This is a genomic window from Paenibacillus sp. FSL M7-1414 (genome assembly GCF_038003195.1).
GTDB lineage: Bacteria > Bacillota > Bacilli > Paenibacillales > Paenibacillaceae > Paenibacillus > Paenibacillus amylolyticus.
This window is the reverse complement of the sequence record NZ_JBBOOS010000001.1, coordinates 3,937,235-3,962,503: the sequence shown is the minus strand read 5'-3', so window position 1 is coordinate 3,962,503 and position 25,269 is coordinate 3,937,235. Positions and strand designations below refer to the sequence as shown.

Sequence of the window (25,269 nt, the reverse complement as noted above, 5' to 3'; positions counted from 1 at the left end):
GACCCTTATCCAAGGGTCCTTTTCTGTTGCTGCTGTTGTATATTTTCGTGTATGACTTTAGGTACCTCTTCCAGTGCAGTGATGGTATACATCGATGTTTCCGGATTAGGCTGAAGTTCTACGATGTTGTATTGCCATTCATTCGGTTGTTTGATATATATGCTGTGAATCCCGGCTTTTACCGCAGGCATAATATCTGTCCGTAGTGAGTTGCCAATCATCCAAGTTGCACGACGATCAAACGGACCGTTAGACAGAATGCCTTCCAGTGCCTCGACGTTTTTGTGTTGTCGGATATAGATCCGATCATCAAAATAAGCCGAGAGTTTCATCTGATCAATCTTCCGCTGTTGGATCACGGTTTCGCCGCCGGTATATAAGTAGAGGGAGTGTCCAGCACCCTTGAGGTTCTCAAGCGTTTCAACCATATGAGGGTAGGGTTCAACCTCCTGATCGTACACACTCATACCCAACTTGCTCAGATAAGATTCTTCTCTGGGAGAGGTTAATCTGGCGAACTTGCCGGAGAAATAACGATAGGTATCAATCAGGGATTGCGGGAAATGATGACTCGCAAAACCAAGCTTGTTCACTCCGGTTACATCGATCTCCAGCTGTTTTTCCCGAATCTCTTGTGTTGTCAGAGAATGTCCATCAAACCACTCTTGCATATTCTCAAAGAATTCTCCCAAAATCAGGTTGAAGTATTTGTTGCAATATACGAGTGTATCATCAAGGTCAAACAAAATATGTTGTTTCATTATTTTCATGATCTAACTCACTCCTTGTAGCCAGTAAATCCACAATGATTCAACTAAATTAAATGCGAATATAGGATTCCAGGAACATATTTAATTCAGATACGCCATCCGGCCGAATACTGTATTTCTCTTTACGGTTACTTCCGAGCAGATGGGTCCGTAGCAGACCTGCGATGCGTAGCGCCATCACCTGGTCTTTGACCGTGTCTTCGTCTTTACCCAGTTCTTCACACATCTCAGCGAGAGACTTGGGTTCATCCGATACGTAACGAAGCAGGCGAAGTCTTTCGGGATCAGCCAGGGCATGGGTGAAACGTAAAAGGCATGTTGGTGGCTGGTCTTCGTTCTCTTCAGGTGCATCTACGGGATACTGCATGATCATCATACCCTCATAGAAGCAGTACATATTAATAGGACGATTGTGCACCGTTGGGAAGAGGATGACTTCGTTCAGTCCAGGCATCGGTTCAACAAGAACACCGGCTGTAGCATATTCAATAAGAAGTTCAGGTCCCATTTTATCAAGCAAAATGCTTTTTTCTTCGGCATCTTCTTCAAGCCACACACGCTGATCTTCGCTCATACTCTGACAGTAGTGTTCATCCCATAGTCGCAATAATGGGACATAACTGTTCCGAATGCGCGTTGATTCTTCTATTGTAAGAGCGGGCAGAAGAGGAGACACACGTGCAAACAGGTCTTCCGCTGTCATTCCGGCAAGCATGTCCAGGAAATCACGATTCTCCGATGTATCATTTTGATAGGCTGCCCATGCAAACAAAACATCAAAATCATCAAAAGGCCAAGTGGCAGCAGGTGCGAGCGCAGCTCGTACATTGGAACTTAGTTTGCCTTCCACTTCCAGAATCCATTCAGGACCAATATCCAGATGCTGAATCCATTTTTTCGTGACATAAACCAGAAAACTATTAAGCATTTCATATATCGGTGAAACATCAATTTTCACATGATAAGCCATATTGTTGCAGAATCCTCCCGTCACATCTAAATGTACGCAGCGACTTAAGTACGATTAGTGCGTGTTCAAAAAGTCTGGTTTTCAGTACCAAGAAGATGGAAATGGAGTAGCGGAGCGTAGCAAAACTACGTGAGCAACGGACATTTCGGCTGAATTTCATCTTCGAAGCTGATGATGCCACTAGGCATGATTCGTAATCAAAAGTGAACTTTTTGAACAACCTCTATTATGGCTTGTTTTGCAGGGCGTTGTCCACTATAATGTTCAAGTCCGGGGCAAAGCCCTGATCTTTGAATAGCAGTTTAAAACCATATGTATACCATACAAAAGTCGTCAGCGATGGCGATTTTTCTTTGTGTGCTCGCAGGAGGAATGAATTCGTGTCATCGATTACTCGTCCCAAACTATCACACTCGACAGCCAACTATCTCATTTTGATTACGGTTATTGTGGTGGCGGGAATAAGTCAGGGGCTTTTGCTGCCTGTGCTTTCGATTTTTTTGGAGCAAAAAGGGGTTTCACCAGGTTTAAACGGATTAAACGCCGCCGCGTTGTACATTGGCTCTTTTGCCATGACTCTCGTTGCGGAGAGACTACTGGGTGCATTCGGTTTCAAAAAGTTGATTGTAGGTGGCCTGATATTAGTCATGGTCCCTTTAATACTATTTCCGTATTTACCAGATATTAAAATATGGTTCATATTGCGTCTGATCGTTGGAATAGGAGATAGCGCACTTCATTATGCGGCTCAGCTCTGGGTGCTACTTGTTACCGCTCCTGAAAAGCGTGGACGCTACATATCACTATATGGCATGTCCTACGGGCTGGGATTCAGTATTGGTCCGCTGGGAATTAAGCTGCTTGGCTTCGGTGATGCTGTCCCTTTCTGGGTCTTATTCATCTGTATAGCAGCAGTGCTTATACTGGTATTAATGAAGCTTCCGGATACAAAACCGGAAAAAGCAGAGCATGGCCAACTGCCTGAACGTCGCTTCCGTCGTAGTCTGGCATGGGCCTGGTATGCACTTTTACCAGCACTCTTATACGGATATATGGAAGCGGGTATGAATAGTAACTTCCCCGTGTATGGGCTACGTATTGGATTCGATACCAATCAGATTTCGTCGTTGCTTCCTTTTATCGGGATTGGAGGTTTGTTCCTTCAATTACCTCTCGGAATGTTGAGTGACCGATATGGGCGGAAGAAGATATTGATGTTTGCGGGCATCAGCGGGGGAATCATCTTCATGCTGGTTCCAGTCGCAGGTACGCATTTCTGGTGGACGCTTGTATTGTTAACAATCGCAGGCGGCCTGGTCGGCTCCTTTTTCTCACTGGGCCTGGCCTACGCCGCAGACATTTTGCCTAAGGTGTTACTGCCTGCAGCCAACGTTGTGGCATCCTTTCATTTCACGATTGGAAGTATTATTGGACCGAATCTGGGTGGTCAGATGATCAACTGGATTTCACCCGGAAGCATGTTCACCTTGCTCGGAATCCTTTACCTTCTTTTCGGCTTGGCAGGTATATTATTTCGTCGTAAACCTGAGTTCGAATCTGTGTTAAAATAGAAGCTGGTGTTCGCATGGAAATTGATGTCCATTTCCGAGTACACTAGTGGTAGGGAAAAACATGGACAAGAGGAGACATCGCGATGATCAGAGTAGAGAACTTGAGTAAATCCGTTGGCGTGGACCGCGTTCCCGTTCTACGGGATATTCGATTTGATATGCAACAGGGTGAAATGATAGCTGTAGTTGGCTCAAGCGGTAGCGGTAAAAGCATGTTGCTTAAATGTTTGGCCATGATGGAAAAATGGGATTCAGGCCGGTTTACGGTGGATGGCGCCGAGATTTTGAAAGAAGGCTGGTCTGGAAAACGGAAAATCAAACGGGAATGGGCATACTTGGAACAAAATCCAGAATTATTTCCTAGACGTACTGCCCTTAAAAATGTATTAATCGGACGATCGGGTCAGACTCCCGTATGGAGAATGGTAACCGGTATGGTACGTTCCGATGATTATATGGGTGCTATGGATTATCTCGAAGGATTGGGATTACTTGATAAAGCACATCAAATAGCAGAGAAGCTCAGTGGTGGCGAGAAGCAGCGTGTTGCTATTGCAAGAGCACTTGCTCATGGTGCCAAAGTCGTTTTGGCCGATGAACCAGTGATTGGTCTTGACCCTCACACAGCAGATTCGGTGCTGGAAACGCTGCGCAAATTATGTGAAGAAGAACGTGCAACAGTCATTGCAGTACTGCCTATTGAGCTTGCTGAGAAACATGCCACACGGATCTGGGGATTGGCAGAAGGTAAGATTGCTTTTGATATTCGTGGACGAAGACTGACACAGCAAGAAAAAAACCAGATTTAAACTATTGAAAAGAGTGATGAGATTGTTTAATTCACGGTGGGGACGCTTTGTAGCAGCAGGAACTATGGCGATTATGCTTGGTTCTGTTCTAAGCGGATGCACAGTCATAAGTGACCCCAAGGGTTTGATGAGAAAACCAATGATGTCCACCGATAAGGAGAAACTGTACAACGTGGTTCAGGTTAAACTGCCGCCAGAGAGTACATTGATTCGTCCCAAGGATATGAATAATACCAGCATGATTCGGGTGGAAGACCTGAATGGGGATGGAACTCGGGAAGCGATTGTTTTTTATGAGACACCAAATGAGAATGTGCGAATCCATGGCATGATTTTGGAAGAGCAGGGAGGCACATGGGTTAAAAAACTTACATTTGATGTGCCGGGAAATGAGTTGCAATCCTTTAAAGTATTGGATATTACGAATGACGGAAATCCGGATATTATTCTTGGTGTAAGTTTGCAGGAGCAGAAAGCCTTGACTGCATATTCCTACAAGGGCGGGGCACTGGAGCAGGTCTTGGGTGGAGTTCCGTATAATCAATATATCATTGATGATGCGCAGGGGAACACGCTGGATTTGAGCGGAGATGGTAAAAGTGATTTTGTTATCATTTCGCTGAACAACAGCGGTTTTGCATCGATTGCGTTATACCAGTATGAAGATGGCAGCTTCAAGGAAGTTGATCGGGTGCAGACCGATTATACCGTTAAAGAAGTTTATAATGCTCTGGGCGGAGAGATCGCCAAAGGACAGATGGGCATTGTACTGGATGCCGAGCTGGATGATCGGAGTTCCTTCTCGCAAATTATGTATGTTAAAGATAACAAGTTAGTCAATGCTTTCAAATCACCGGATCAAACGTATAGAGATGACAAAATTTTAAGCGGTGATGTCGATAATGATGGTATTATTGAGTTTGGACTTAAAGAGACTCCAAAAGGTTGGGAGCATTACGTATTTGACTCTCGGTTGTGGTTTTACACCTATTATCAGTGGGATGGCAAAGATAGCAAGAAATTTGTCTCATTCCAATTCCGGGATGATGCTGATTTATTCCATCTTAACCTCAAGCCAGAGTGGTACGGTAAGATCACTATTGACACCAAATCGGAAAAGGAAAAATATATTCGATTTAAAATGATTGATACGGACGAAACCGTAGCTGAGATCAAATATTTCACCCTTTCCAAGTGGGAACAGGAGAAGGGTAAAAGCTGGAAGGAAATTACGCGTACCAAAGATCGAGTTATTGCTTCACGAGTAGCACAATCAGAGGCGGGTAAAGATGCACTGAGCAATACTTCTCAGCTGAATAGAAAGGGAGAACTTAATGAGTAAAGTACTTATTCTTGAGGATGAAGAATCCATCCGCAGTTTTATAGTGATTAATTTAAAGAGAAACGGATTCGAAGTGCTTGAAGCGGGTGACGGTCATGAAGCGCTTCGCATACTGCAGACAGTACCGGATATTGATCTGGCTCTGCTGGATGTCATGGTACCAGGTATTGATGGATTCGAGGTGTGTCGACGGATCCGTGAAACCAATGAACGTCTGGGCATCATCTTTTTGACCGCGAAAGTTCAGGAACAGGATAAAGTGTACGCACTCTCCGTTGGTGCAGATGATCACGTCAGCAAGCCTTTCAGCCCAACCGAGTTGATTGCACGTATTCAGTCTTTATTGCGTCGAGTGAACGTGCATCGGGAAACTGCGGCAAAGGTTACGTTCCAGTCCGGGCCATTCTCACTGGACCTGATCTCGAAGCAATTCAAAAAACAGAATGAAGCCATTGAGTTGACTCCAACGGAGTTTTCCTTGATTCAGTTTTTCCTGGAAAAAGAAAATACACCGCTCAGCCGCGATGTGTTGTTAGATCACGTATGGGGCAAAGAGTACATGGGTGATCCCAAAATTGTGGATGTCAACATTCGTCGTCTGCGTCAGAAAATTGAGAACAATCCTTCCGAGCCCGAATACCTGCAGACAGTATGGGGTCACGGGTACAAATGGAAGGGCCGGGAGCAATGATTAAAAAAGGCATTACTCGGCAGATCGTACTACATTATTTCTTTGTAGTTTTTCTCGCTCTGCTGTTGGTCGAATTCGTATTTATGTTGGCAGTTCAAAGGTATTATTATGAGAGTATCTACAATACGATTAGTACCCACATTTCTAATTCAAAGGACTTTTTCGAGCCGATCGCTCGTGAGAATACTACGGAGGATGGCAATAATCTGTCTAGACTCCTTGTGAACTTGGCATTGTCCAATACTGAATTGGAAATTTTGGATCTGAACGGGCGCGTATTGGCGAGTTCGACTGCTTTTGAATCTGACCGTGCTGTGCTGCAAACCAGTGATATTATGCAGGCTCTGAATGGGGATATGGGACGCTGGATTGGAAGACAACCAGGTACTGGAGAATCTGTCATGGCCGTTTCACACAAGTTTGATCTGGGCGGCGAAAATACTTATGTTATTCGATATCTGACATCACTTGAAGATGTGAATTCAAAGCTGTTGAATATGGGACTACTCGCCGCTGCCGTCGGTGTTGGAGTGCTTGCTATAGTGTTGATCATCAGTATTGGTATGGCAAATTCCATTGTACGTCCAATTAACAACATCACCGCAGTATCTGCCCAAATGGCTAGAGGACGGCTGGATGTCAGGGTTAAGGGGAATTATAAGCACGAACTGGGCGAATTGGCATCAACACTTAACTTCATGGCACATGAAATCGTGCGCAGTAATCAGATCAAAGATGATTTTATCTCTTCGATCTCACATGAATTAAGAACACCTCTGACCAGTATTAAGGGCTGGAGTGAGACACTCGATTCAGGCGGTTATGATCCGGAAGAAACCCGTATCGGTATGGGTATTATCTCCAAGGAAACCGAACGACTGATTGGACTTGTTGAAGAGATGCTGGATTTCTCCAAATTGCAGCAGAATCAGATGAAGCTGGTCAAAGGAACCGTCAACATTCGTGAAATTGTACAGGAAACGATGTTGAATGTCTGGGCCAAAGCGGAACAAAAACAGGTCCATCTCAAGTTGGAAACGGACGAGACTCGTGCTTATAATGTCCATGGAGACGGTAACAGACTGAAACAAGTCTTCCTGAATGTTGTGGATAATGCGATCAAATTTTCACATGAGAATTCCTGGATCTTCTTGTCGGTCAAAGAGGAGAATGGTCAGATCATTGCAGCTGTTCAGGACACCGGTATCGGAATTAGTGAAGAACACCTAATCAAAGTACGGGACCGCTTCTTCCAGGTGAATCATCAAAATGGGGGAACGGGACTGGGTCTTGCGATTACGCAAGAACTGGTAGAACTGCATGAGGGAACGATCACGATGCAGAGTGAACTTGGATCTGGTACAACCGTTACGGTTACGTTACCGGCTGTGGCTGAGGAGATGGGTCCAGAAGAATCTGTAACCGCGTCTGGTGATGCTGAAGTCACAGATGAGCGAACAGCTAGTGATGCTAGCGATACAAAATCAGATCTAGAAAAGTCTTAAGGTTTCAAAAGATAAGAGATTTTTCTATCTGATGATCGAGCATGTACGCTTTATAATATCCATATCAACACCAAAAAAGGCGAGCCATCTGAGGCTCGCCTTTTTCATATTATGTTTACTTCATTATGAAGAAAGTTCACCAGCGCGCAGGCGCCCACTTTTCTCATATACTTCTTTCAACATACGAACAGGTTGCGTACGGACAGCCGGTTTGGCAGAGACGATCTCGTTAGGTCCAACGACCACAATTTCATCCGCCGTACCTTTAACGATTGCACCGTCCTTGATTATTGCACCTTCACCGATGATGGCACGTTCGATGTGAACCCCACGGCCTATGCGTGCGTTAGGCATAACAACACTGTCTTTAACCTCAGAACCTTTACCCACTTCTGCACCGCAGAAGATAACGGAACGTTCTGAACGACCTTCGATTGCACAAGAGTCGTGAATCATGGAAGTAACATGTTCGATCTTTGTATGTCTTGCTTTGTAAGCACTTGGTTTGGAGCGCCAGTCGCGAGTAAACATCGGCCAGTTTTCTTTTTGCAGACTCCAGTCTTCCTCGTTGTGTAACAGATCCATATGTGCATCCCAAAGGCTCTTAACCGTACCTACATCTTTCCAATAACCATTAAAGTTATAGACAAAGAGGGGATTATTTTCGTTCAACATTTGAGGAATAACATCTTTACCGAAGTCATGGCTGGATTCAGGGTTAGCGGCATCTTGCAAGAGATGGCGTTTCAGATAATCCCATTTGAACATGTAAATGCCCATTGAAGCCAGATTACTTTTTGGTTCAGCCGGTTTCTCGGCAAACTCGGTTACACGCAAATCCGCATCGGCAGCCATGATCCCAAAGCGATGTGCTTCATCCCATGGAACTTCCATAACTGAAATCGTTGCTGCGGCATTATTGGCTTGATGAGCCTCCAACATATCGCGATAATTCATATGATAAATATGGTCACCCGACAAAATTAGAACATTTTCGGGGTTTTGTTGGTCAATATAGTCGATATTTTTATAAATAGCATCCGCCGTTCCCAAGTATTCGTCATTTCCTGTATGATAAGATGGAAGCAAGGAGATTCCTGCCTCACTTGAGTTACCATGTCCCCATGGTTCTCCTCCACCGATGTGATCGTGTAAAGATTCCGCTTGGTACTGCGTCAATACTCCTACAGTATCGATCCCTGAGTTTACGCAGTTACTGAGAGGAAAATCGATGATCCGGTAGTGCCCGCCAAACGGTACAGCGGGTTTTGCGAGACTTGAGGTTAAAGGGGCTAATCGCTTCCCTTCTCCTCCCGCCAACAGCATAGCGATGCAATCTTTATTAAACATAATCGTTTCCCTCCCAAAATATTGTGCATTGTAGTACATCATTAACGCAAAGTAGAGCAGATGAAACGATTGTTACTGTAAAAATTCTGAAAATGAACAACATTTTCTAATTCACCGCATTTTTCTTTTCAACTTGGCTAGAATGGGGTAATGGTTACTGTTATATCTATTTTCTTGAGAAGAAGGTGATCTCTTGGCCATTCAACCGTTAGCACACCCGGACATATTGCCGGAGCATATTTATTTATTTCATGAAGGTAACCTTCATCACAGTTATCGAATGTTGGGCGCGCAACCTGAGACTTGCGATGGCCTTCAGGGGTATCGCTTTACCGTGTGGGCACCAAACGCCGTAGAAGTAGGACTGGCTATGGACCGCAATGAATGGAAAGGCGAAAAGGAACCTTTATATAAGATACCCGAATCAGGATTTTGGAGTCGTTTTTTTCCGGAAATTAGCGAAGGAACTTTATACAAGTTCCGTATATTAACGGAAGATGGAACAGAATTGCTCAAAGCGGACCCATATGCGTTTCAAGCAGAGGTTCGACCTCAGACAGCCTCTGTCACCAGTTCAATCGAAGGGTACAAATGGAATGATGGAGCCTGGAGACGCAAACAACGTGCCATGTATAACAAACCTCTACATATTTACGAAATGCACATGGGAACCTGGAAGCGCAAAGAAGACGGAAGCCTCTATAGTTATCGCGAGATGGCTGATTTGCTTGTTCCTTACTTATTAGAAATGAAATATACACATGTTGAAATGATGCCCCTCAGTGAGCATCCATATGACCTTTCGTGGGGCTACCAAAACACAGGGTTTTATGCGCCAACCAGTCGTTATGGGCATCCAAAAGATCTGATGTATCTAGTGGATACACTACATCAGGCCGGGATTGGCGTATTGCTGGATTGGGTACCTGCACATTTTGCCAAAGACGCTCATGGGTTGCGTATGTTTGATGGTACGCCTTTGTATGAGTATGCAGATCCGATGTTAGCAGAGAAGCCGGGCTGGGGCACACTTAGCTTTGACTACTCGAAACCTGAGATTCGTTCATTTCTGATCTCCAATGCATTATATTGGATGGAGATGTATCATTTTGACGGACTCCGTGTTGATGCGGTTACGAGTATGCTACGGCTTGATTTTGAGAAGCAGCCAGGACAATATCGTACCAATGATGAAGGTGGTCTGGAGAACAAGGAAGCTGTAGCCTTTTTGCAGCAGCTGAATGAGACGGTGTTCAAGTATTTCCCTTATGCATTGATGATGGCTGAAGAATCCAGTGCATGGCCAATGGTGACTTTACCTGTAGATGAAGGTGGTCTGGGTTTTAACTACAAATGGAACATGGGCTGGATGAACGATACGCTTGATTACATGGAATCTGATTTTCATGAGCGTCCTTCCAAACATCATTTGCTGACTTTCCCGGTCGTATACTCCTTTGCTGAAAATTATGTGCTACCTCTGTCACATGACGAGGTTGTTCATGGCAAAAAGTCGCTCCTCGACAAGATGCCAGGAACCTATGAGCAGAAATTTGCCGGCATGCGTGCTTTTCTGGGCTATTTTATGACTTTCCCAGGGAAAAAGCTGTTGTTTATGGGTGGAGACTTTGGCCAGTTCATCGAATGGAAAGATGAGGATCAACTGGATTGGTTCTTGCTGGATTATGACAGTCACCGCAATTTGCATAAGTTTGAGCGTGAGCTGTCTAACCTGTACTTGAGTGAAAAAGCTTTGTGGGAGCTTGATCATTCCCTAGACGGTTATGAATGGATCACTCCGGATGATCAGGACCAGAGTGTCATTTCATACGTACGCAAAGGAAAAAAACCTGCGGATACACTCCTTGTGCTTATTAACTTTCAGCCGGTCAAGCGGGAGCGTTACCGGATTGGTGTCATGCGTCCCGGTATGTATACCGAAGTTCTGAACAGTGACCATTCCGTGTACGGCGGTTCAGGCATTACTAATGATATGCAACTGCCTACCGAAAAGATTCCTTTTCATGGGCATCCGCATAGTCTCGAATTGGTATTACCTCCGCTTAGCATCGTGATTCTAAAAAAGAACACACGTCGGAAAACGGATGAATCACCTGCGAGTATAACTTCCGTCAGTTCAAAAACGAAGAATAAAAAGGAAAGCAACACGCTCAAACCGAAGAGGAGGACAAAGGCATGAATATTCTATTTGCTGCTGCTGAAGTACATCCATTTATCAAAACAGGAGGCCTTGCTGACGTAATCGGTGCTCTCCCGTTTGCATTGAAGAAGAGCGGGGCAGATGTGCGGGTGATTATGCCTAAGTACAAGGGGATTCCCGATGAGTATAAAGACGCATTACAGCCCGTAATTACAACGGATGTGCCTCTTGGCTGGCGCAGGCCCTATTGTGGAATAGAAATGCTGGTTCATGATGGAATTCCAGTCTATTTTGTGGATAATGAGTATTATTTTGGGCGTGATGGAGTGTACGGTTATATGGATGATGGCGAGCGTTTCGCCTTCTTCAACCGTGCAGTTCTAGAAGTGTTGCCACAGATTGAGTTCAAGCCTGACGTGTTGCACAGTCATGACTGGCATGCAGGAATGATTCCTTTGGTGCTTGAAGCACACTACAGACACGATCCATTCTACAGTGATATTCGTACGGTATTCACCATACATAACTTGTTGTATCAAGGGGTATTCCCGCATGAGTTATTCAGTGATATCCTTGAGCTGGACGATCGATATTTCACCGTGGATGGAGCCGAATATTACGGTAATGTCAACTTCCTGAAGGCTGGAATTGTCTACGCTGACCATGTAACAACCGTTAGTCCAACTTACGCACAGGAAGTGAAAACATCTTATTACGGATACGGTCTGGACGGACTGCTTAGTTCACTTGGAGATCGATTCAGCGGGATTGTAAATGGCATTGATACCAAGAGCTACAACCCGGCTACAGACACCAAGATCCCGGTGAAATACAGAACAAGTCTGTCCAAGAAAACGGAAAACAAAATTGAGCTGCAAAAGGAACTTGGACTTCCTGTTCGTCCTGATGCACCTCTTATGGTCATGGTCACAAGGCTTGTGGATTCCAAAGGACTTGACTTGGTCTGCCGTATCCTGGATGAATTGTTGTATTATGATGATATTCAATTCGCTGTACTTGGAACAGGGGAGCAGTCCTATGAACACTGGTTCCGTGAAGCCGCGAATCGTTATCCACTTAAAATGTCTGCACAGATCAAGTTCAACGACGGATTATCCCGTCGGTTTTATGCAGGCAGTGATATCTTCCTGATGCCGTCCAGATTCGAACCGTGTGGTATTAGTCAGTTACTGGCTCTGCGGTACGGTAGTGTGCCTCTCGTAAGGGAAACAGGCGGTCTGAACGATACTGTGCAGGCATATAACGAGTTTACTGGAGAAGGTAATGGTTTCTCATTCACAAGCTTTAACGCTCATGACATGATGAGTACCATTCGGCGTGCTGAGGAGATCTACAAACAGCCAGAACACTGGAAGAAAATTGTGAAAAATGCAATGGGCGGAGAATACAGCTGGAATGTCTCAGCTGAAGAATATATGGATATTTATCGTCGGATCACACTTGACCCTGTAAATTGATGTAGTCTTGAATGAGTCACAGCACATGATGCTGTGGCTTTTTCTCATCCAAAAAAACACTTCCAAAGTTCAGAATGAAGTATCATCTGAGACGGTGGAAGTGTTTTTCTTTCCTTTTATATGACTGTTTAGAATTTAAACCTCAGTTGTGTTGGATAGTTGCCGGATCAAGCTGTCTGTACAAAATGCGATACCCATAGGGGTCAAGCTTTATATTCATCATTCCATCGGTTGGGAAGACAGGTTCTTCAGTTAATGCATCCTTCCAGTCTTTTGTTTCCATAGGATGAGAAAGCGTTCGATCTTGAGGTGTATTGTTCATCCATACGGTAAAGTGAAGGTTGTCATCCACACGCTCGTACACGATACAGGGATCATTGTGATCAGCCTTGAGGAATCGGAAGCGTCCTTTGCGCAGGGCTTCATTACTTTTGCGTAAATCAATCATCAGACGATAGAAATCATACAATTCTCTGTCTTGCTTGGCCGGGTCCCATTCCATGCATTTTCGACAATCCGGGTCAGCATCACCACTAATCCCAACTTCGTCGCCGTAGAAGATACAAGGTGTACCGATATAGGTGAAAAGAAATACAACCGATAATTTTAATCGTCGTTTGTCTTCTCCTAACCGGGTGAGCAGTCGTGGGGTATCGTGGCTGCACAGCATATTAAAGATCACTTCGTTGGTTTGTTGCGGATAGCGCATAATCAGTGAACCCATCTCGTTGGCAAAGTTATAACCGTCCATTGAACCACAGAAGAACTGAAGCACTTTGTCGGCAAATGGATAATTCATGACGGAATCGAATTGATCTCCCATGAGCCAGGTTAAGGAATCGCTCCATACTTCACCAACAATGTAGGCGTCAGGATTCGCTGCCTTAACAACTTTGCGAAAATCACGCCAGAAATGGTTGTCCACCTCATTTGCTACATCCAGACGCCACCCATCCAGCTTAATTTCCTTGATCCAGTACTCAGCTACATCAAGTAGATATGCCTTAACCTCAGGGTTGGCTGTATTGAACTTGGGCATGTTGCCATAGAACCCAAATGTATCATAGGTTGGTATACCATCCTTGATCTGAAGCGGATATTCATTGATGTGGAACCAATCGGCATACTTAGAGTTTTTTCCATTCTGGAGAACGTCTTGAAAAGGAGGGAAGTCTTCGCTGCAATGGTTAAACACCGCGTCAAGCATGACACGTATGCCCAGGCGATGACATTCTTCTGTCAATTGTTTGAGCAGGGCATTATCACCGAAATGAGGGTCGACTTTTTTATAATCAATCGTGTCGTATTTGTGGTAGGAATTGGCCTGGAATAACGGGGTAAAGTAAATGGCGTTCACGCCAAGTTCAGTTAAGTCATACAGATGATCCAGCACACCTTGCAGATCTCCACCAAAATAATTGTCCAACTCAGGTTTGCCACCCCAGTCATGGGTTTCTTTTGGATTCAGCTTGGGATCTCCATTAGCAAACCGTTCCGTCATGATCTGATAAAAGACGGCTTCTTTGGCCCACTCGGGCACTTTAAACACATCAATTTCATGTATATACGAGAACTCATAATATCCTCCAGTTGGATAGGGGGTCTCATAATGAATTCCATTATCCGCTAGAAACACATCTTCTGAACCAGCAGTTATCCGAAATATATAGGTGAGACGTTTGAATTGTGGCTTGACGGCAGCTTCCCAATAATCAAACATGTTATCAGAAGCAGCCTTCTCCAATTGAATTTCCTTGTACGTTCCATTCCAATCGTACTTATCTCCGGTCAGTGCAGTCACGTATTGCACATCATTACGTTTGGTTCGTACGCGCAGATGTATGGTAGACGAATTATAAGCATAAGCCCATTTGTCACGAGGAACATGATACATGGCTTCGAGCAGCATGACAGCACCTCCTGAATATAGGATAAGTTATAGTTATAATTAACCAAGTTAGCCAGCAAATGAATCACATTTACTGTAATAAAATGTATTATTTTCATCGTTTTCAAAGGTTTCTTTCACAGCATTTCCAGCTTTGTGCTGAATATACTTACAGCTAATTTAGAAAAAAGGGTGCCCTGAACAGCTTGGAATTCAAGATTGTTCAGGGCACCCCTATATCATGTTGAAAGTGAATTTTAGCGAATAGTTTGCTCGAACTCCGTGCGGATGGTTTGAAGCAGCTCTGGCTGGCTCAGTACGTCATAGGCTGTTGTTGCAAGTGCCTTGGCTCCCAGAATCATGCCATCCAGCGCACGCTCCTGTAGTGCAAGGTTACGGAAGGCTATGGAGTGCAGTGTATGAACCTCATCCACAACACGGATGTAGGGATGGATTGCAGGACATTTCAGGGAAACGTTACCGATGTCCATAGAGCCGTGATCATTACCACTCACAATCTCTTCTTGCGGGATACCAAGTTCCATCAGATTTTGACTAAACGCAGCTGAGAATGCTTCATTGGTAACCATCTCATCATACGACGTTTCATAGTTGGATGTCACCAGCTTGCAACCTGTCTGGAGAGCAGAACCTTCAGCGATCTGAATCACACGTTCAGTGAGGATATTCAGTTCTTTGCGAGTTGCTGCCCGTACATAAAATTGCGCAGAAGCATAGTCAGGAATGATATTTGCTGCCTGACCTCCGTTGTTGATCACACCATGAATCCGGACGGTGCTTTTCACTTGTTGCCGGAATGCATTGATTCCGTTAAACGTTTGAATGACGGCATCAAGAGCATTAATGCCTTCGTGCGGACTTGCAGCAGCATGTGAAGATCGGCCATGGAACTCAAATTGCACAGCATCAATAGCCAGCGAGCTGCCTGACTTTTCGTAGGCATAATATGGATGCGCCATGAGAGCGACGTCACAGTCATCGAACAAACCTGCTTCAGCCATCGGAACTTTGGCACCACGTGTCTCTTCAGCGGGGGTACCAAACACTTTAATGGTTCCACCTACTTCATCCAGAATAGATTTTATCCCAACAGCGGCCCCAAGACTCATCATACAGATCAGATGGTGACCACAAGCATGACCGATCTCCGGCAAGGCGTCATATTCGCACAATAAAGCAATGGTAGGGCCGGATTTGGCGGCTGAATAGGTTCCGATAAAAGCTGTCTCCAGTCCCAGGATTGGAGCCTCTACAGTGAAACCGTGGAAGAGCAGTTCTTCTTTCAAACGGGCAGAAGCGAGATACTCTTCATTTCCCAGTTCGGGGTTGGCACCGATATATGATGAAATGGCTTTAAAACGGGAAGCATATTGATCAATAACCGTCAGAATTTGTGATTTGTTAGCTGTCATTAGTAAACTCCTTATGCAAAAATGAAAATAATTCATTGATTATATCATGTTTGCTTTATTTTTTCAGAAACAAGTCAAGATTTGTATTGTCAAAATGCATTGCATAATCATGCATTGTACTTTATAATGACTCAGTCATCAACATGAGAAGCATACAAAGTATTGTAAGGGGAGAGAAAAAGGTTGAAATTAATAAGTCGTTACACCATGATGCTGTTGACCTTTGTTATTCTGCTGACGACTGCCGTTCCTGTGGCACTTGCAAGTGGAACTACAGATAATTCAAGCAGTAAAAAGCTGGTGCTCGGTACAAGTGCCGATTTTGCACCATATGAATTCCATAAAGTGATTAATGGCAAAGATGAAATTGTCGGCTTCGATATTGAGATCGCCAAAGAGATTGCCAAAGATCTTGGCGCTGAGCTTGTGATTGAGGATATGGGCTTCGACGGTCTTCTGCCTTCATTGCAGAGCGGGCGTGTTGATCTGGTGATTTCAGGTATGACGCCGACGGATGAGCGGAAGAAAAGTATCGATTTTTCCGACACCTATTATAAATCAAAACAAGTGATTATGGTTCGAAATGTGGATAAAGACAAATATCCAACTATGGCAGAACTTGAAAATGCGAAGATTGGCGTTCAGAAAGGCTCCATTCAGGAAACGATCGGACAGAGTATTCCAGGAGCGAAGCTTACTGCGCTGGATAAAATCTCGGATATCGTGCTTCAACTGCAAACAAAACGCATTGATGCGGCAATCGTTGAAGATACCGTTGCTGCAGGTTATCTGGACGATATCATTGGACTTGCTGCTGCTGTTCCGGACGAAGAGCAAGCAGAAGCGGCAATCGGGATTCGTAAAGGTAATACCGAGCTGCTAGCTGCAGTAAATGGAACACTGGAGCGACTGAAAAGCGAAGATAAAATCAATCAGATGGTGACGGACGCCAGCCTCTTGATGGCGGATAAAGCGAACAAATCACAAAATATTTTCCAAGTATTCTGGGAGTACAAAAGTTTCTATGCTACAGGTGTAGGATACACACTTCTGTTGTCTGCACTTGGGGTTATCTTCGGGGTAATTATTGGATTGATCATCTGTTTGTTCCGTTTGCATGACGCTGCAATCTTGCGCTGGATCGGTACGGCATACGTTGAAGTGATCCGTGGCACACCGATGCTGGTACAATTGATGATTATTTACTATGGTTTTTCTCTGAGCTTTGGCATTAACTTCACTGCACTTCAGGCAGGTATCATTACACTTTCAATCAATAGTGGTGCCTATCTGGCGGAGATTTTCCGTGCAGGTATCCAAGGTGTGGATCGTGGTCAGTTGGAGGCAGCGCGTTCATTAGGTATGGGAAGAGGCGCCGCGATGCGTTATATCATATTGCCACAAGCCTTCAAAGCTGTATTACCAGCGATCGGTAATGAATTCATAACTATCATCAAAGAATCCTCCATTATCTCCGTTATCGGTATGGTGGATATTATGTATCAGGCAAGTGTAGTCAAGAACATTACGTACCAAGGCTTGAGTCCATTTTTGATTGCAGCAGCCATCTACTTTGTAATGACGTTCATTTTGTCCAAGCTGCTGGGACGACTGGAAAGGAAGTTGAGTGCAAGTGATAGACGTTAGACAATTACACAAATCTTATGGTAATAACGATGTGCTTAAGGGCATTAACGTGACGATTGGCAAAGGTGAGGTTGTCGTGGTTATCGGTCCTTCCGGTTCAGGTAAAAGTACGTTCTTGCGTTGTCTGAATCTGCTGGAACAGCCTACCTCAGGAGAGATTGATTTTGAAGGCGTGTCAATCACGGACCCCAAGCATAACATTAACGCAACTCGTGAGAAAATGGGCATGGTGTTCCAGCACTTCAACCTGTTCCCACACAAAACGGTAGAGCAAAACATTACGATTGCTCCGATTAAAGTAAAGAAACAATCCACTCAGGAAGCGGAGAAAATTGCCGCTGATCTGCTTAACACCGTAGGCTTGTACGATAAAAAAGATACATTCCCGAATCAGCTGTCTGGTGGACAGAAGCAGCGGATCGCCATTGCTAGAGCATTGGCCATGCAGCCGCATGTGATGCTGTTTGACGAGCCAACTTCGGCACTGGACCCCGAGATGGTCGGTGAAGTGTTGGATGTCATGAAACGTCTTGCAGAAGGCGGGATGACGATGGTCATCGTAACCCATGAGATGGGTTTTGCACGTGAAGTGGGAGACCGAATCCTGTTCATGGATGGCGGGGTTATTGTGGAAGAGGGAACACCTGATGAGGTGTTTGGAGCACCCAAAAATTCACGTACACGTGATTTTCTTGCCAAAGTACTCTAAACGATGTGATCAAATAGCGTTACTGACTTCGAGTCGGTAACGCTATTTTTTATGGATAATAATGACGTATGGATTCGGAAAAGTAACTATTCTGTTACCAAATGTAAAGGAATCGGGTCAACCAAACTTTCTGAATTAACCAGTATTCTTACAAATGCTTACAAGCTAAAAACCATTTGGTAAGAATTACTACAAGTTCAGGTTACAAAATTGTGATATATTGAACTCTGCCGAAACTTCCGGACAGGGAGTGCGGGGGATGTAACGATGCAGATTGTGCAGGGGGAAGATCTACAGCACACTGCTTGGGGTGAATTGGGTACATAACGTTTCAAATGTAACGAAGAACCTATAGGGTGGGCTCCTCATCCGAATCCGACAACTAACTTCGCAGGCACAATGAGGGAGGAAGACCATGATTAACAAGAAACGTATAGCCAAAACAGCAGTAGCATTAATGACAACAGCAATGCTCATTCAAGCCGTTCCGGCACACGCCGATTCAGTTCATGTGGCCAAAGAAGGGGATACCTTCTACACCTTATCAAAACAATATGGAGTAGCACTCAACACGTTAATTAAAGCAAACAACGACATTTCGGCTTACAACATTTATGGTGGTTTGAAAATTACGATTCCCGGTAAGGCAAACAATGTTGCAGCCGCTGCGGCAACGGAGAGCAAGACCCAAGCGAAGACTGTTACTACAGCGAGCTTGGACGTTAACGCAGATAACAAAGTGGTTCAAGCCTGGGGTAAAACATTCGATTACAGCAAAGCTGTGAACGTAAAAGCAACGGCATACTCTGCAGATCCGTCTGAAAATGGAGGCTGGGGTGCAGTCGATTATTTCGGGAATGACCTTGAACTGGGTACGATTGCAGTTGATCCAAGTGTGATTCCACTTGGAACTAAAGTACTGGTAACTGGTCACAGCCATCCAGGATTGCCAAAACAGGCTTTTGTAGCCACAGCACGTGATGTGGGCGGTGCAATCAAAGGTCACCGGATTGATATCTTTATCCCGGGTAGCAAACAGTCTGTAAGCTCATTTGGTTTTCAGGATATCGAGCTGTACATTCTGAAGTAGAGAGAAAATAACATTTAAAATGAATTCAAACAGGGTGTCTGCCAGTCGCTAATTCGCGAATGAACAGCACCCTTTTAATATTCTCATTTATTTCTATCACGGTCATCTTAATCTTTGGCCTTTGGCAATCCCAGCATTTCGTCCAAGGTGACCAGTTCATATCCCCAATTACGTAGTTCCTCAATGATTTCAGGCAAAGCCTCAATTGTGCCGTTCAGATTTGATCCTACACCGCCTCCAGCATGTTGCAGAACGATGGAACCGGGTTTTACGGCAGAGAGGATGTTATCTTTCACCTGTTCCTTTGAAAGGCCTTTCCAGTCCAGGGAGTCTACGTTCCAGTTCACAATGCTATAGTGTTGTTTGGCAGCCCATCTCAGCTGTTCTTCATTAATGTCTCCATAGGGCGGCCGAATCATCTTGGGCGTATATCCTGCCAAACGTCGAATAATATCCCCGGTATGTAAAATTTGTTTGCGAAAGGCATTCATCGACAGCTTACTGAATTCAGGATGATTGTAGCTGTGATTACCAACCATATGCCCTTCCTTAACGATGCGTTTCACCAGATCCGGATGTTTCTCAGCACGACTACCCACGATGAAGAATGTAGCTCTGACATTGTACTTCTTTAATACATCCAGTACTTGTGGAGTAAACCGTGGATCAGGTACATCATCAAAAGTCAGTGCAACCTTCTTGGTTGAAGGACCATTGGTTTTGAACGTATCGGCATATTTTTGACGTAACTGTCCCAATGTCAGTTGTTCTTCTTCCGCAGAATCCGAACCTGATACGGATTCACTTGGCGGGCTTGAAACATCCCGCGCTGAAACTGGAGCATGATATCCTCCGAGAAAAATAACGATAACCATCAGCATAATGAGGCGTACGCGCATAATATCGGCCTCCTTTTTCAAAATGACGTTCTCCTTGGTATGCCCGGGGGCTCCATAAAATATGCGCAGTGTGAGAAGTTTCATTGCCGATTTAGCTCATGACAGCCATAATTCCTCCATATATAACATATAGAAAAGGATAGGGGGATGGGTATGAGTACATATGATTTGAAATCCATACGTTTACAGGTGATTGAAGCAGGAGAAGATAAGGTTTTTCTCGTTACCGGAGGAAAGGCACATATTGGCGCAGTAGCCACGTTCTATGTGGATCATGAGCGCGTAAGCGGGACGACGGTACATATTCCTGGGCATAAAGAACAAGAGCTGTGTGAGCGGCTTGCCCGAAAGGCTGCCCTGCAGCTGAAAGTAACCGTTACGGTGATCATGGGTATTCATTTTGATTCCATCACGCGGATGCAGATCGACGAAATCGTGCAGACTGCAGAGAGGTTGATGGAGGATCATCTGAACAAAGATAAACGATCTTCCTGACATAAGAGCCATCGAATGTTTTGATTTTATTTGCTAAAATTGAAACGAGTTGTTAGATTGTTACGTATGTATGTTTATATACGATGTAATATCGACTAGGAGGAATAACATAATGTCCATTTTCAAACGTTTGCGTGATCTAACTATGTCTAACATCAACGCCATTATTGACAAGGCGGAAGATCCAATCAAGATGACGGATCAATATATCCGTGACATGCAAGAGGATCTGGAAGATGCGGAGAAAGCAGTAGCTCAACAGATCGCCATTGAGAAGAAATTCAAGCAGTTGTTCGAAGAGCAGGAAGCTCTTGTGAAGAAACGTGAAGAGCAGGCGCATACGGCGGCACGTGCTCAGAATATGGATTTGGCTCGACGTGCTCTGGAAGAGAAAAAGGCTGCTGAAGAGAAGATGGCTGAGTACAAAACCAGCTATGACCAAAACAAGGCTTCTGCAGATAACCTGCGTGGCAAGCTCGACGAGATGCGTAAGCAACTGACTCAAATGAAGAACAAACGCGAAACACTGGTAGCCCGTTACAATGCAGCAAAAGCCCAAACGGAAATCAACAAAGCGTTGAATGGGTTTGGCTCTGATACTGCAAGTGCTGGTATGAAGCGTATGGAAGAGAAAATGATGCAGATGGAAGCACAGGCCGAAGCAAGTAACGAAATGTCTTCCAAAGGAAAATCTTTGGATGATGAGTTCGAGAAGTTGGGTAAAGATCAGGCTGTTGAAGACGAACTCGCAGCATTGATGAAACAGTACGATAATAAGAACTAATACCTTGGTTGTCAGCAGGGTTAACCAGCGGAGGAGAAGAGTATTTCTCCTTCGCTTTTAAATGCGGTTCATGTTGATATGTGGGGGCTGTGTAAATGGATTTGAACATTTTGGCGATGCTGGTCTGGACCGGATCTGGTTCGGTTTTGCTGTTTGTGCTGATGTATGTTGATTCACTGTTCACGAAATATAAGGATTTTGCTGAAGTTAAGGCTGGCAATATGGCCGTTACTACACGTATGGTTATGAAATTATTTGCACAAGGATATGTACTCGCTACGTCCATTTCTACGGCCGGTCACCTGGGAGAAGCACTGCTGGTCTCCGTTGTATCCTTTATCATTTTGTTGATTCTGGAGAGTGTTGTACACTTTATGATTCGCAAATGGGCCAATCTGGATCTGGATACGGGAATTCAGCAAGGGAAGACAGGATACGGTTTGTTCTCTGGCGCTTTACATATCGTGGGCGCACTGATTATTGCAGCTTGTTTATAAGATAAGGAACAGGAGTAATTCTCATGAGTGTATGGAAACGAATTAAAGGAATACTAACGAAACCTGAACCACCGCAGGCAGAGAAAACGATGCTTCAGCTTGCACCTGGTGATATCTGTGAGGTTTCTCTGGTCACTTATGAAGTCGTTGGTCGGGTACAAAATCGTGCTCGAAATGCAGTTGTGCTCACGCTGCAGGATGGTACCGCATTTCGATATTTGCATATCGAAGAACGGGAACTCACACGTTACGCCCTATATACACCAATTGATGGCAGGCTTGATGCGCCTGATGAGGTGCCTACATTGCTGGACCTGGATGGACGCGCATTTCATCTGGAGGAAGAGTATGGAGGCATGGTATCAACGGCAGGTAGAACTCCATATGGCCAGGCTGGAGAACAATTGGTATGGCAGTATCAGTCGGATGATAATATGCTTCTTCGGGTGGAGTGGCAAGACAGAAGATTTACACTGTATGAGGGTGAGTCCATTCTTCCTGCGGATATCAAAGTGATTCGTTCGAGCTAGGAGAGGTTCCCAATGAAAAAACGCTTGGCACATGGATTAAAATTAATGCTGGTCCTCAGCCTTGTGATGTCTCTGTTGTCCGCGTGCGGAGCAGCACCTTCTGTTCAGGACACCTATCCGCTTGAATCGGTTAACGGCAGTGGTAACTCAACGTCCTATGTGTACCGGGCTTCGGACCGTACCGTTCCGGAAGTGGCTCAGGAATTGTCTGACCAGCGGCAACCGGATCAGATCTCGGCAGAGAACACAGAGCGTATGTTCCTCGTGTATCAGGACGAGTATTATCACCTGCAACAAGACCCGAACAAGCCGGAGGATACCTTGGTTGAGGTGGACTCCAAGGAATATGTTCGGCAGAACTACGATTCATCTTTTTTACAAGGTTACCTCACCGCTACATTAATTGGTAATTTGTTCGATTCTTTTGGCGGGCGAGGTTATGGCAACTATCGGGGATACACCAATAAAGATACGTATAAACCGAGTGCAGGATCTTATCGTGCACCAACAAGTAATGACAAGAAGCTTGCTCCACCTATTACTGTTGATCGGAAAGGTACGATTACAAGGCGCGGAAGCGATAAAGATTCAAGCGTGGGATCTGGCGGAGGATTATTCAACCGCAACAAGGATCAGAGCAAGGGAACCATTGATCGCAACAAGAGCAGTGGTGGGCTGTTTGATTCACCTAAGAAATCCTACAAAAAACCAAAAACCAGAGTGGGCGGCGGCCGAATTAAGAGGCGAAGATAATGATTTAATTATAAGCTTGGCTGCCCAACATATAGTTCAATCCAAAAAGAACAGGAAAAGGTATGACGGATTTATCTCTATCCGCGCATTTACCTTGGAGCTGTTCTTTTTTCTTTACGACTTGCGAACATGATTGGACTTGTGTACGCGGGGAATCGTTGTAGCAGGTTGTTTGCGAATCCAGCGGATAAATGGAATCATTCGTTCATCCTGTCTCAAGGATTGCAGATCAGTGAGACCAAGGGTTACAATGTCGCGATTGGTGTATAGCGAATGAATCTGTTTGTGACAGGGGATGCACAGGTTGGCCGTTGGTAGAAATGTTCCGCCCATTTCTTTGGGTGTCAGATGATGAACGGTCGTGTTCACAGGTTCTCTTCCGCATAATTCACATCGATTACTTATGATCATCGCCTCCCTTTGTCACTTATATTATGGGCAGACAAGATGCCTTTCATGTTGAATATAGATCAAGGAATGTTACACCTGTAAGAAATAAGATTTTGTCACAGGATTCAATAAGTGATGTACTTGTTATCTTACAATATTCGGGCTACACTTTCTTAAAGGATGATAGTCTTTAGGAGGTAAGAATACTTTTGAAAATGAACTCACATTCACATGATATGACAACTGCCAAATTCAATCGTACAGCTGTACAGGTACCGGATGCCCAAGCCAAAATAGCTGCGAGAGTTACTGTAGGCTCCATAGAGAAAGTTCATCTTGAATCTGCTCATGGCCGCACACTTGCAGAGACGATTCAGGCACCCCATCCGTATCCATTTTTCCGGAGATCGGGTATGGATGGATTCGCGATTATAAGTACAGATACCATAAATGCATCGAGTGATCATCAAGTTTGGTTTCGAGTCATTGATGAAATTCCTTGCGGCTACACCTCGGATCACACCATTGTTTCAGGTACGACGGCTCGCATCATGACGGGTGCACAGGTTCCGGAAGGTGCGGATGCGGTAGTTATGATGGAGATGACCGAGAGCAAGGTAGAGAATGGAGAACAGTGGATTGCATTGAAACGGCACATATTGTCGGGTGCTAATATCACCCCAATCGGACTGGAAGTCCAAGAGGGACAGCAACTGCTCGAAGCAGGAACGATCATCAGGGCAGGAGAGCAGTCCGTGTTAGCTACTTTTGGCATAGCAGAAGTTTCCGTATTTCAACGTCCAAGGGTGGCGATATTTGCAACCGGCACGGAATTGCTTGATGTAGATGAGCCATTACAACCAGGTCGGATTCGGAACAGCAACAGTTACATGCTGCGCTCTCTGGTTGTTGAGGCAGGTGGAGAGCCTGTGATGTACGGTTCTATTGCAGACGATGTGAATACGGCAAGGGCCAAACTGGAAGAAGCCATTCAAGATAATGATATCGTGGTGACCACAGGCGGAGTATCCGTCGGGGATTATGATATTATGGGTGAACTTGTGCTTGAAGAACATGTGGAGATGTTGTTTAACAAAGTGACGATGCGACCAGGCAGTGTGACCACAGCTGCTATATATAAAGATAAATTGCTTTTTGCACTTTCGGGTAACCCGGGGGCTTGTTTTGTAGGTTTTGGTCTGTTTGTTCGTCCAACCATTCGTTCCATGCAGGCGGATGCTCATCCTTATATGGAAGAATGGACTGCGATCTTGGAAGAAGAGTACACCAAAGTTAATAATTTCACACGGTTCGTCCGTGGACGCACAGAGATCCGCAACGGCATGGTGTACGCGATACCGGCTGCCGCCCGTGTAGATGAATCCAGCGTGATGATCACCATTAAGGACAGTGATTGCCTGATTGTTGTTCCACCTGAGAAAAAAGGCATTCCTGCGGGTGAGCAGGTACGTATTCTCAAACTGCCCTCAGGTCATGTGAGGTAGTG

23 protein-coding genes and 1 riboswitch are annotated in these 25,269 nt (G+C 44.8%); of the genes, 16 read left to right on the top strand and 7 right to left on the bottom strand.

The genetic code is table 11. From position 1 onward, the window contains the following. Positions 1–5: 5 nt before the first annotated feature. Positions 6–770: an HAD family hydrolase gene (locus MHH92_RS17165; protein ID WP_036613669.1), complete on the bottom strand. Its 765-nt coding sequence runs from the start codon at positions 768–770 to the stop codon at positions 6–8. Positions 771–819: 49 nt separating this feature from the next. Beyond that, complete coding sequence (locus MHH92_RS17160; RefSeq protein ID WP_253509095.1) at positions 820–1,740, bottom strand: ArsR/SmtB family transcription factor; 921 nt, start codon at positions 1,738–1,740, stop codon at positions 820–822. A gap of 380 nt (positions 1,741–2,120) precedes the next feature. Between MHH92_RS17160 and MHH92_RS17155 the strand changes: the two genes are divergently transcribed. The 5 genes from MHH92_RS17155 to MHH92_RS17135 all read left to right on the top strand — a co-directional run bounded on the left by MHH92_RS17155 (position 2,121) and on the right by MHH92_RS17135 (position 7,658). Beyond that, entirely contained in the window at positions 2,121–3,311 is a 1,191-nt protein-coding gene (locus MHH92_RS17155; RefSeq protein ID WP_340905164.1) for an MFS transporter, read from the top strand. An 83-nt stretch (positions 3,312–3,394) separates the two neighbouring features. Next, the gene (locus MHH92_RS17150; protein ID WP_036613671.1) at positions 3,395–4,120 is read left to right on the top strand and encodes a phosphonate ABC transporter ATP-binding protein; all 726 of its coding nucleotides are present in this window, start codon (positions 3,395–3,397) and stop codon (positions 4,118–4,120) included. A gap of 22 nt (positions 4,121–4,142) precedes the next feature. Next, a complete protein-coding gene (locus tag MHH92_RS17145; protein WP_340905161.1) occupies positions 4,143–5,462 on the top strand; it encodes a hypothetical protein in 1,320 nt (439 codons plus the stop codon). Continuing rightward, positions 5,455–6,153 carry a response regulator transcription factor gene (locus tag MHH92_RS17140; protein WP_017688086.1) on the top strand — a complete coding sequence of 233 codons (699 nt, stop codon included), beginning with the start codon at positions 5,455–5,457 and terminating at the stop codon, positions 6,151–6,153. Before MHH92_RS17145 ends, MHH92_RS17140 begins: the two co-directional genes overlap by 8 nt. Beyond that, positions 6,150–7,658 (top strand): sensor histidine kinase, encoded by a 1,509-nt coding sequence (locus tag MHH92_RS17135; protein WP_036673821.1) that lies wholly within the window; start codon positions 6,150–6,152, stop codon positions 7,656–7,658. The genes MHH92_RS17140 and MHH92_RS17135 overlap by 4 nt, the downstream gene beginning before the upstream one ends. Positions 7,659–7,781: 123 nt before the next feature. Here the strand turns inward: MHH92_RS17135 and MHH92_RS17130 are convergent, their stop codons facing one another. Further along, complete coding sequence (locus MHH92_RS17130) at positions 7,782–9,008, bottom strand: glucose-1-phosphate adenylyltransferase (RefSeq protein ID WP_340905152.1); 1,227 nt, start codon at positions 9,006–9,008, stop codon at positions 7,782–7,784. A 193-nt stretch (positions 9,009–9,201) separates the two neighbouring features. Here MHH92_RS17130 and glgB point away from each other — a divergent pair, with 193 nt between their 5' ends. Beyond that, positions 9,202–11,208: a 1,4-alpha-glucan branching protein GlgB gene (gene glgB, locus MHH92_RS17125; RefSeq protein ID WP_340905151.1), complete on the top strand. Its 2,007-nt coding sequence runs from the start codon at positions 9,202–9,204 to the stop codon at positions 11,206–11,208. Then, the gene (glgA, locus tag MHH92_RS17120) at positions 11,205–12,647 is read left to right on the top strand and encodes a glycogen synthase GlgA (RefSeq protein WP_340905149.1); all 1,443 of its coding nucleotides are present in this window, start codon (positions 11,205–11,207) and stop codon (positions 12,645–12,647) included. Before glgB ends, glgA begins: the two co-directional genes overlap by 4 nt. 142 nt (positions 12,648–12,789) lie before the next feature. Here glgA and MHH92_RS17115 read toward each other — a convergent pair whose 3' ends face one another. Further along, positions 12,790–14,556, bottom strand: a complete 1,767-nt coding sequence (locus MHH92_RS17115) for an alpha-glycosidase (RefSeq protein WP_340905148.1) — start codon at positions 14,554–14,556, stop codon at positions 12,790–12,792. 236 nt (positions 14,557–14,792) lie between these two features. Beyond that, entirely contained in the window at positions 14,793–15,968 is a 1,176-nt protein-coding gene (locus tag MHH92_RS17110; protein WP_340905147.1) for a M20 family metallopeptidase, read from the bottom strand. A gap of 183 nt (positions 15,969–16,151) precedes the next feature. On the opposite strand from MHH92_RS17110, the gene MHH92_RS17105 reads away from it, so the two are divergent. The 3 genes from MHH92_RS17105 to MHH92_RS17095 all read left to right on the top strand — a co-directional run bounded on the left by MHH92_RS17105 (position 16,152) and on the right by MHH92_RS17095 (position 19,414). After that, positions 16,152–17,615 (top strand): ABC transporter substrate-binding protein/permease, encoded by a 1,464-nt coding sequence (locus MHH92_RS17105; RefSeq protein ID WP_081746001.1) that lies wholly within the window; start codon positions 16,152–16,154, stop codon positions 17,613–17,615. Next, complete coding sequence (locus MHH92_RS17100) at positions 17,602–18,324, top strand: amino acid ABC transporter ATP-binding protein (RefSeq protein ID WP_036613682.1); 723 nt, start codon at positions 17,602–17,604, stop codon at positions 18,322–18,324. The genes MHH92_RS17105 and MHH92_RS17100 overlap by 14 nt, the downstream gene beginning before the upstream one ends. A gap of 218 nt (positions 18,325–18,542) precedes the next feature. After that, positions 18,543–18,737, top strand: a riboswitch (cyclic di-AMP (ydaO/yuaA leader). Positions 18,738–18,739: 2 nt separating this feature from the next. After that, positions 18,740–19,414, top strand: a complete 675-nt coding sequence (locus MHH92_RS17095) for a 3D domain-containing protein (protein WP_036613684.1) — start codon at positions 18,740–18,742, stop codon at positions 19,412–19,414. A 107-nt stretch (positions 19,415–19,521) separates the two neighbouring features. Here MHH92_RS17095 and MHH92_RS17090 read toward each other — a convergent pair whose 3' ends face one another. Next, positions 19,522–20,313 carry a polysaccharide deacetylase family protein gene (locus tag MHH92_RS17090; protein WP_340905142.1) on the bottom strand — a complete coding sequence of 264 codons (792 nt, stop codon included), beginning with the start codon at positions 20,311–20,313 and terminating at the stop codon, positions 19,522–19,524. Positions 20,314–20,466: 153 nt separating this feature from the next. Here MHH92_RS17090 and lpdD point away from each other — a divergent pair, with 153 nt between their 5' ends. The 5 genes from lpdD to MHH92_RS17065 all read left to right on the top strand — a co-directional run bounded on the left by lpdD (position 20,467) and on the right by MHH92_RS17065 (position 23,372). Further along, positions 20,467–20,808, top strand: a complete 342-nt coding sequence (gene lpdD / locus MHH92_RS17085; protein WP_051447323.1) for a prenylated flavin chaperone LpdD — start codon at positions 20,467–20,469, stop codon at positions 20,806–20,808. 112 nt (positions 20,809–20,920) lie between these two features. Beyond that, complete coding sequence (locus MHH92_RS17080) at positions 20,921–21,592, top strand: PspA/IM30 family protein (protein WP_100527408.1); 672 nt, start codon at positions 20,921–20,923, stop codon at positions 21,590–21,592. Positions 21,593–21,687: 95 nt separating this feature from the next. Then, positions 21,688–22,089, top strand: coding sequence for a DUF350 domain-containing protein (locus MHH92_RS17075; protein WP_036613690.1), 402 nt, complete (start codon positions 21,688–21,690; stop codon positions 22,087–22,089). A 23-nt stretch (positions 22,090–22,112) separates the two neighbouring features. Beyond that, positions 22,113–22,619, top strand: coding sequence for a DUF4178 domain-containing protein (locus MHH92_RS17070; protein WP_076210134.1), 507 nt, complete (start codon positions 22,113–22,115; stop codon positions 22,617–22,619). Between the two features lie 12 nt (positions 22,620–22,631). Continuing rightward, positions 22,632–23,372, top strand: coding sequence for a DUF4247 domain-containing protein (locus MHH92_RS17065; protein ID WP_017688102.1), 741 nt, complete (start codon positions 22,632–22,634; stop codon positions 23,370–23,372). A 114-nt stretch (positions 23,373–23,486) separates the two neighbouring features. On the opposite strand, the gene MHH92_RS17060 is transcribed toward MHH92_RS17065, so the two are convergent. Next, entirely contained in the window at positions 23,487–23,783 is a 297-nt protein-coding gene (locus MHH92_RS17060; protein WP_076328545.1) for a restriction endonuclease, read from the bottom strand. Positions 23,784–23,977: 194 nt separating this feature from the next. Between MHH92_RS17060 and MHH92_RS17055 the strand changes: the two genes are divergently transcribed. Continuing rightward, a complete protein-coding gene (locus tag MHH92_RS17055; protein ID WP_340907697.1) occupies positions 23,978–25,267 on the top strand; it encodes a molybdopterin molybdotransferase MoeA in 1,290 nt (429 codons plus the stop codon). Positions 25,268–25,269 lie beyond the last annotated feature (2 nt).

What these genes read in the sequence shown, in the direction of transcription:
- MHH92_RS17165 (WP_036613669.1), bottom strand. Translation starts at nt 770, where the DNA reads ATGAAAATAATGAAACAACATATTTTGTTTGACCTTGATGATACACTC.
- MHH92_RS17160 (WP_253509095.1), bottom strand. Translation starts at nt 1,740, where the DNA reads ATGGCTTATCATGTGAAAATTGATGTTTCACCGATATATGAAATGCTT.
- MHH92_RS17150 (WP_036613671.1), top strand. Translation starts at nt 3,395, where the DNA reads ATGATCAGAGTAGAGAACTTGAGTAAATCCGTTGGCGTGGACCGCGTT.
- MHH92_RS17140 (WP_017688086.1), top strand. Translation starts at nt 5,455, where the DNA reads ATGAGTAAAGTACTTATTCTTGAGGATGAAGAATCCATCCGCAGTTTT.
- MHH92_RS17135 (WP_036673821.1), top strand. Translation starts at nt 6,150, where the DNA reads ATGATTAAAAAAGGCATTACTCGGCAGATCGTACTACATTATTTCTTT.
- MHH92_RS17130 (WP_340905152.1), bottom strand. Translation starts at nt 9,008, where the DNA reads ATGTTTAATAAAGATTGCATCGCTATGCTGTTGGCGGGAGGAGAAGGG.
- glgA (WP_340905149.1), top strand. Translation starts at nt 11,205, where the DNA reads ATGAATATTCTATTTGCTGCTGCTGAAGTACATCCATTTATCAAAACA.
- MHH92_RS17115 (WP_340905148.1), bottom strand. Translation starts at nt 14,556, where the DNA reads ATGCTGCTCGAAGCCATGTATCATGTTCCTCGTGACAAATGGGCTTAT.
- MHH92_RS17110 (WP_340905147.1), bottom strand. Translation starts at nt 15,968, where the DNA reads ATGACAGCTAACAAATCACAAATTCTGACGGTTATTGATCAATATGCT.
- MHH92_RS17095 (WP_036613684.1), top strand. Translation starts at nt 18,740, where the DNA reads ATGATTAACAAGAAACGTATAGCCAAAACAGCAGTAGCATTAATGACA.
- MHH92_RS17090 (WP_340905142.1), bottom strand. Translation starts at nt 20,313, where the DNA reads ATGCGCGTACGCCTCATTATGCTGATGGTTATCGTTATTTTTCTCGGA.
- lpdD (WP_051447323.1), top strand. Translation starts at nt 20,467, where the DNA reads ATGAGTACATATGATTTGAAATCCATACGTTTACAGGTGATTGAAGCA.
- MHH92_RS17080 (WP_100527408.1), top strand. Translation starts at nt 20,921, where the DNA reads ATGTCCATTTTCAAACGTTTGCGTGATCTAACTATGTCTAACATCAAC.
- MHH92_RS17075 (WP_036613690.1), top strand. Translation starts at nt 21,688, where the DNA reads ATGGATTTGAACATTTTGGCGATGCTGGTCTGGACCGGATCTGGTTCG.
- MHH92_RS17070 (WP_076210134.1), top strand. Translation starts at nt 22,113, where the DNA reads ATGAGTGTATGGAAACGAATTAAAGGAATACTAACGAAACCTGAACCA.
- MHH92_RS17065 (WP_017688102.1), top strand. Translation starts at nt 22,632, where the DNA reads ATGAAAAAACGCTTGGCACATGGATTAAAATTAATGCTGGTCCTCAGC.
- MHH92_RS17060 (WP_076328545.1), bottom strand. Translation starts at nt 23,783, where the DNA reads ATGATCATAAGTAATCGATGTGAATTATGCGGAAGAGAACCTGTGAAC.
- MHH92_RS17055 (WP_340907697.1), top strand. Translation starts at nt 23,978, where the DNA reads ATGAACTCACATTCACATGATATGACAACTGCCAAATTCAATCGTACA.